Below are 6,528 nucleotides of genomic sequence, written 5' to 3' on the forward strand. Positions count from 1 at the left end.
TACGCCCTCCTTCGTAAAATAACTTCTTATTTGGCAGATGATGAAATTGCATGAGAATATAAAAACAGCCGGAGCTATCGCATAAAGCGATTTCTCCGGCTGTCCGGTCGTTTTCCATATTATTCCTAGTGGAATTGTATGATTAGAATAGTATCACGGTTTTATTTGGAGCGCAACTCTTTTTATTGTCCGTTAGATCTTCGACATTTCATCGCTTGGTACAGGCAGGAGCTCGCTCGAGTCAAGAGGTGTATACGAAAGTAAAGACTAGTATATGGATCAACATTGCTCACCTTTCTATACTAGAACTAAGAAGGAAAGCTGCATAAAAGCAGCCGCATTATTATTATGAAGACCATGTGGAGGGGTAGTATGAAGAAGAAAAGGAAGGCGCTCTTGAGTATCGCATTGGTTCTTAGCTTGGCCGTTGCTGGGTGTGGCAAAAACACGAATGAACCGGAAAAATCAACTAACACGCCCGTTGAAAAAGGAAATGAAGTGATTGAAGTATCGACGGTTTCGCCAAGCGATCAATATTTGAAGTTTGATGAGGGCGAAAGTTTTGAGAAAAATGCCGTATACGATGCCTATGAGAAAGACATTGGCGTTAAGATTACGAACAAGTGGGTAGCCGATACGAGCCAATTCAAGGAAAAGGTAAAGATTACGATCGCTTCCGATGATCTTCCCGATTTCCTCCTAGTTAATGCAACGCAATTGAAAGAGCTGACTGAAGCGGATATGATTATGGATTTGACCAAAGTGTATGACGAGAATGCCACGGAGGAAACGAAAAAGTTTTTGACGATGGATGGCGGCATGCAGATGAAAACAGCGATGTTCGACAACAAGCTGATGGGTATTCCGAGCTCATACAATCCGTACCAATATCAGTTTTTGTATGTGCGTACAGACTGGCTGAAGGAGCTGAATTTGCCCGAGCCGAAGACGATGGCTGATTTCATGGCGATTGCTGAAGCTTTCAAAGCCAAGGATCCAGGCGGCACAGGCACATCATACGGGCTTGCCGTAAGTAAAAATCCATTCAGTATGGATACAGGAGTAACGGGACTGCGTGCATTCCTCAATGGCTATCATGCCTATGAAAATATTTGGATCGAAGATGGCAAAGGCGGCTTGGTTAACAGCGACATTCAGCCGCAAGTAAAGGATGCGCTTGCTGCACTGCAGGATATGTTCAAAAAAGGGCTGATTGATCCTGAGTTTGCTGTAAAAGATGTGGAGAAAGCATCAGAACTCGTTTACAACAATAGCATTGGTATGGTTTATGGCGCATCTTGGACACCAGCTCAGCTTGTGAAAGGTGCTGTGAAGGACGGTAAAGTGGTTCAGGAGTGGGGGGCATTCCCGATTCCAACAGTAGACAGCAGCCCTGCATTATCCCAAATCGGGCTGGGTGTTGATGAATATTATGTCATCTCCAAGAAGGCGAAGCATCCAGAAGGCGTTATTAAGCTGCTGAACCAGTGGATTGCCGTCGATAATCATCCAACCGATGAGCAAAAGGTATATGAATTCGGTAAAGACTTGAAAGAGAAGGGCAACAACTACTGGCTGCTTAGTCCGCTGCGCGTAGGTAAACAACTGGATAACAACGGCGAAATACTGCCAAAAGCGATTGCCAATAAAGACACTAGCATTTTGGTGACGAAGGATCATAAAACGCGGTATGAGCGGGCAATGAAGTATGTTGACGGCGATACGAGCATGTGGTGGGAGTATTTGATTTCAGGCCCAGGCGGCGCGTTCTCTCATGTACCGGAAATCCAGAAGAATAAGCAATATTTGCAAAATAAATTTTACGGCGCGCCTACTCCGACTATGGTAGACCGACAAGAAATTTTGCTCAAGAAGCGCGATGAAGTTTTCTTCAAAATCATCATGAATCAAGTATCGGTGGATGAATTCGATAAATTCGTCGTGGAATGGAAAAAGCTTGGCGGCGATGAAATTACAAAAGAAGTAAACGAGTTTTACGCTGCTCTGAAATAATTGCAAAACGAATGAGTAGAGGGATTGGTTGAAGCAATCCCTCTTTTTATTAACCTTAAACAACGAGGTGAATGGCTTGAATGTACTGACACGGATGTGGAAGAGGGAATGGCCTCTTCATCTGATGCTGCTTCCGGGAATCGTTTTGGTTTTGATTTTTAGCTATGTCCCGATGGTCGGCATCATGATGGCTTTTCAGAAATATGTACCAAACAAAGGGTTATTCGGGTCCCCCTTCATTGGACTGAAAAACTTTCAGCTATTGATTGATTACCCTGATATCGGGCGTATTTTCTTTAATACGGTCTATATCGCCGTGATGAAAATCATAGTAGGTCTCATTGTACCGATCACGATTGCGATATTGCTTAATGAGCTGCGGAGAGAATGGATAAAACGGACGTTTCAGACGCTCGTTTACTTGCCTCATTTTCTATCATGGGTACTGCTGAGCGGAATTATCGTTGATGTTTTTTCTCCATCCTCAGGCGTTTTCAATCAAATATTAGGCTTGTTCGGGATAAAACCTATTTTTTTCTTAGGGAGCAATGATTGGTTTCCTTATGTTATGGTCGCCTCGGATGTATGGAAGGAGTTTGGATTTGGTACAATTGTGTATTTGGCTGCGCTGACGGGCATCAATCCCTCGCTTTACGAAGCAGCCGAAATTGACGGTGCAGGGCGTATCAAACAGACCTTCCATGTCACACTGCCTGGAATGATGCCGATTATCGTACTTATGTTTACGCTTAATATCGGGAATGTACTCAACGCTGGCTTCGAACAAATCTTTAATTTGTATAGTCCGCCTGTCTATGAAAGCGCAGATATTATTGACACCTTTGTCTATCGAATGGGTGTGCAGCAAGCGCAATTCGGTTTCGCCACGGCAGTAGGCTTATTGAAATCTATCGTCTCTTTTATATTCATTTCTCTTTCATATCTGTTAGCTTATCGTGTAGCGAATTACCGCATTTTCTAACGATGCGTTCGTAATTCAGAAGGGAGACATTACGTGATTACAAACCGATCATTTAGCAGACGGCTATTTGTAGCGTGCAACTTTACTTTTCTCATGCTGACATCCTTCTTATGCCTCATGCCAATCATTCATATTTTGGCGATCTCATTCAGCTCTGGAGCTGCCGCGGCTGCTGGGAAGGTTATTTTATGGCCGGTTGAATTCACCACTGCGGCTTATGATAATGTATTTGGAAAACCGGAATATTTGCGTGCGTTCTGGGTATCGATTCAGCGCGTTGTTCTAGGAACCTCCATTAGTATGGTTTTGATGATTATAACCGCTTATCCATTATCCAAAGATCCCCGTCAATTTCGGCTTAGAACCTTATATGCATGGTTATTCGTGTTTACGATTTTGTTCAGCGGCGGTCTGATTCCTTCATATTTGACTGTAAAATCGCTAGGTTTAATCGATACGATGTGGGCGCTCGTCCTGCCAACGGCTATTCCGGTGTTTAATGTTATTTTATTGCTTAACTTCTATCGTAATTTGCCTAAAGAACTAGAGGAATCCTCGCGTATAGATGGTGCAGGTCATTTCACTACATTATGGAAAATATATGTACCGCTATCGTTACCAGCTTTGGCAACGACGGGACTTCTTACGATGGTGGGGCATTGGAATAGTTGGTTTGACGGCATGCTGTATATGAATCATACTGAGAATTATCCGCTTCAGACGTTTCTGCAGACGGTCATTATCAAGATGGATTTCCGCTTTATTAAAGCGGAGAATGCCGAATTAATGCTCAAGCTGTCTGATCGCACAAGCCGAGCGGCACAAATTTTTGTCGCAGCATTTCCGATTCTGATTGTGTATCCTTTTTTGCAAAGGTTTTTCATCAAAGGAATCGTAATGGGGAGCGTAAAAGAATAGTGCCGGAAGGGTCTACTACTACTAGCAGGAGTAAAAACGATGAAAAACCTATTCTTTTTGCATGATTCCTCCATTTTCAAAAAAATTATGGCTGCCTTTTTGGCGGCCTTGCTGCCGCTGATGGCCATTACTTGGATGATTATAGAGAAGGGCTCGGAAAATATTCGCAGCGAGATCTCAGAATCGATACTGAATACGACTAGGTTTTATATGGACTCTCTCGACAAGGAAGCGGATCGAATTAGCCGTTACTTGCCGAACTATGTGATGGACAAAGATTTAATGGAAATTGCTACAACGGGCAATGACATGAGCTCATATGAGCGTTCGCGCAAAATATTGGATATCCAGCGAAGGCTTGAGCTTATGAAAAATTCAAGTCCGTTTATTAAAGAAGCAAAGGCGTATATTCCATTAATCAAGCGCACGATTCTGAGCAATGACTTTGAGACCTCTTTGAATGAATCGGAGTATACCGCGATGCAGGCTAATGTGAAATTGTATGAAGAACCGTTCATTTATTGGGGAAACCGATTGTTTATAACGATGCAATATCCTACTAATACTGTGAAAAATCCGCTATATATTGTAGGGGTTGAGCTCTCAACGAGCAAAATAAAGGAAACGTTATCGCAAATTGGCGGAACTAGAGACGGACACAGCGTGCTTCTTAATTTAGAACGCGGCTGGGAAATTGAAAGCGGGGTAGACCCGGCTTTACTGGGGCAAATGAAAGCTTTGGCTGTTAAAAAGCAGCAATCAAAGTCCAATGAAGGTTACGAAACGGTTATCTACAATGGTAAGCGCTTTCTTACAGTGTATAAATATTCTACGCTTTGGAATTCCTATTCGATTACCTGTATTCCTGAAGAGAAGGTTCTTGGATCATTGCAAATGTACAGAACATTATTTTTATGGGCTTGTGCTCTTTCGGTAGGTATCGTCTTATTTTTCACCTATTTCCTATTGCGCTTTATTTACCGGCCTCTAATGAAGCTGGTGCAAGCCTTTCGCCGTGTTCAGCAGAATAGGCTGGAGCCGATTGTGATTGACCGTGGAGGAGATGAATTCGGATATTTGTACAAAGCCTTTAATGACACGGTACGATCGCTCAATACGTTAATTAAGGAAAATTACGAGCAGCAAATTCGGAATCAGCGTTCGGAGCTGAAACGACTGCAATCGCAAATTAATCCTCATTTTTTATATAACTGTTTTTTTGTTCTGTGCCGGTTAATTAAATTGGACAGTCAGAAGGAGAAGGCCTATCAATTTTGTTTATACATTGGGCAATACTTTCAGTTTATTACTCGCGATGATGAGGATGAGATCCCTCTTGAGCTTGAGGTAGAGCATTCGCGTACTTATGTTGACATGCAATCGATCTGTTACGGGGAACGGATACAGGTTTCTTTTGCAGGAGATGTCCCAGCTATTCACGTACCAAGGCTTATTTTGCAGCCTATTATTGAGAATGCCTATAAGCATGCTTTAGGCAATATGGTACAGCGCGGTGAATTGAAGGTACACAGTGACCAAACGGAAAATGAATTCACGATTTATGTAGAAGATAATGGCCAGAGCATTACGGATAATGAGATTGAACAGCTTCAGAAGAAGCTGCGGCATTCTAGAAATCATATCGAGGAAACAACAGGAATTATAAATGTGCATCGTAGAATTCAACTGCGTTACGGAGAGGATTACGGCCTTGCGCTGTCAAGATCTGATTTAGGCGGATTGATGGTCACAATCAAACTGAGTGCAAGCTAGAGGAGGAAGCATCATGTACAGACTGCTCATTGTAGATGACCTGCCCATTATTGTTGATGGATTAGTAGAGCTGTTCGAGCAGACAGAGCATTTGCAGCTCGAAGTGATGAAAGCTTATTCAGGGGAAGAAGCATTGGACGTATTATCCCAGCATCGCATGGATATCGTCGTATCCGACATTAAAATGCCGGGAATAGAAGGAATCGAGCTGTTGCAGGAAATAAAGGTACAGTGGCCTGCCTGCAAAGTTATTTTTCTAACGGGATATAACGATTTTCAATATGCAAGAAACGCCATTACTTACGGTGGTTTTGATTATATTCTGAAAATAGAAAGCGACGAGAAAATCATCCAGTCTGTCGAACGAGCCATCGAGAAAATAGAAGAGGAACAGGATCAAGTACAGATGATTACGAGAGCGCAAACCAGTATGAGACTGGCATTGCCCTCACTGCAAAAAGAGTATATATGGGGGCTTTTGCAGGGCAAGCATGCAGCGGAGAATCAGTTGAAGCAGGCCTTCAATGAATTAAATATTCCGCTCGATGCTGCCCTGCCGGTTTATGTACTTATTGCCAGAGTCGATGTATGGAAGGAAATGTTCACTGCGCCGGATAAAGCTTTATTAACTTATGCGCTGCAAAATATTGGCGACGAATATTTGTCTGCACAGGTAAGAAGCTATTCCGTTGTATTTGAGCTGTCAAAGATCGTCTGGCTGATTCAACCGAAAAGCTCTGATGAGTTATCTGCTGATACCAGTTCCAGCAATTTGGATTTTGTTAGAGCCTATCGCTATACGAGCGGCATATTGGAAACGATTCAAGGCACATGCAAGAGGC

5 protein-coding genes are annotated in these 6,528 nt (G+C 42.8%); all 5 read left to right on the top strand.

Annotation, left to right across the window (positions count from 1 at the left end):
• Positions 1-372: 372 nt before the first annotated feature.
• A complete protein-coding gene (locus AB4Z17_RS08140; RefSeq protein ID WP_441959159.1) occupies positions 373-2,013 on the top strand; it encodes an extracellular solute-binding protein in 1,641 nt (546 codons plus the stop codon).
• 94 nt (positions 2,014-2,107) lie between these two features.
• A complete protein-coding gene (locus AB4Z17_RS08145; RefSeq protein ID WP_179089829.1) occupies positions 2,108-2,995 on the top strand; it encodes an ABC transporter permease in 888 nt (295 codons plus the stop codon).
• A gap of 93 nt (positions 2,996-3,088) precedes the next feature.
• Positions 3,089-3,913, top strand: a complete 825-nt coding sequence (locus AB4Z17_RS08150) for a carbohydrate ABC transporter permease (protein ID WP_372239007.1) — start codon at positions 3,089-3,091, stop codon at positions 3,911-3,913.
• 39 nt (positions 3,914-3,952) lie between these two features.
• Complete coding sequence (locus AB4Z17_RS08155) at positions 3,953-5,686, top strand: sensor histidine kinase (protein ID WP_441908498.1); 1,734 nt, start codon at positions 3,953-3,955, stop codon at positions 5,684-5,686.
• 13 nt (positions 5,687-5,699) lie between these two features.
• A partial coding sequence (locus tag AB4Z17_RS08160; RefSeq protein ID WP_441959160.1) for a response regulator occupies positions 5,700-6,528 on the top strand: 829 nt, incomplete at its 3' end.

Source organism: Paenibacillus sp. TAF43_2 (assembly GCF_052113545.1).
GTDB lineage: Bacteria > Bacillota > Bacilli > Paenibacillales > Paenibacillaceae > Pristimantibacillus.

Bases quoted from the DNA above. Each gene is read 5' to 3' on its own strand.
- AB4Z17_RS08140 (WP_441959159.1), top strand. From the start codon at position 373: ATGAAGAAGAAAAGGAAGGCGCTCTTGAGTATCGCATTGGTTCTTAGC.
- AB4Z17_RS08145 (WP_179089829.1), top strand. From the start codon at position 2,108: ATGTGGAAGAGGGAATGGCCTCTTCATCTGATGCTGCTTCCGGGAATC.
- AB4Z17_RS08150 (WP_372239007.1), top strand. From the start codon at position 3,089: ATGCTGACATCCTTCTTATGCCTCATGCCAATCATTCATATTTTGGCG.
- AB4Z17_RS08155 (WP_441908498.1), top strand. From the start codon at position 3,953: ATGAAAAACCTATTCTTTTTGCATGATTCCTCCATTTTCAAAAAAATT.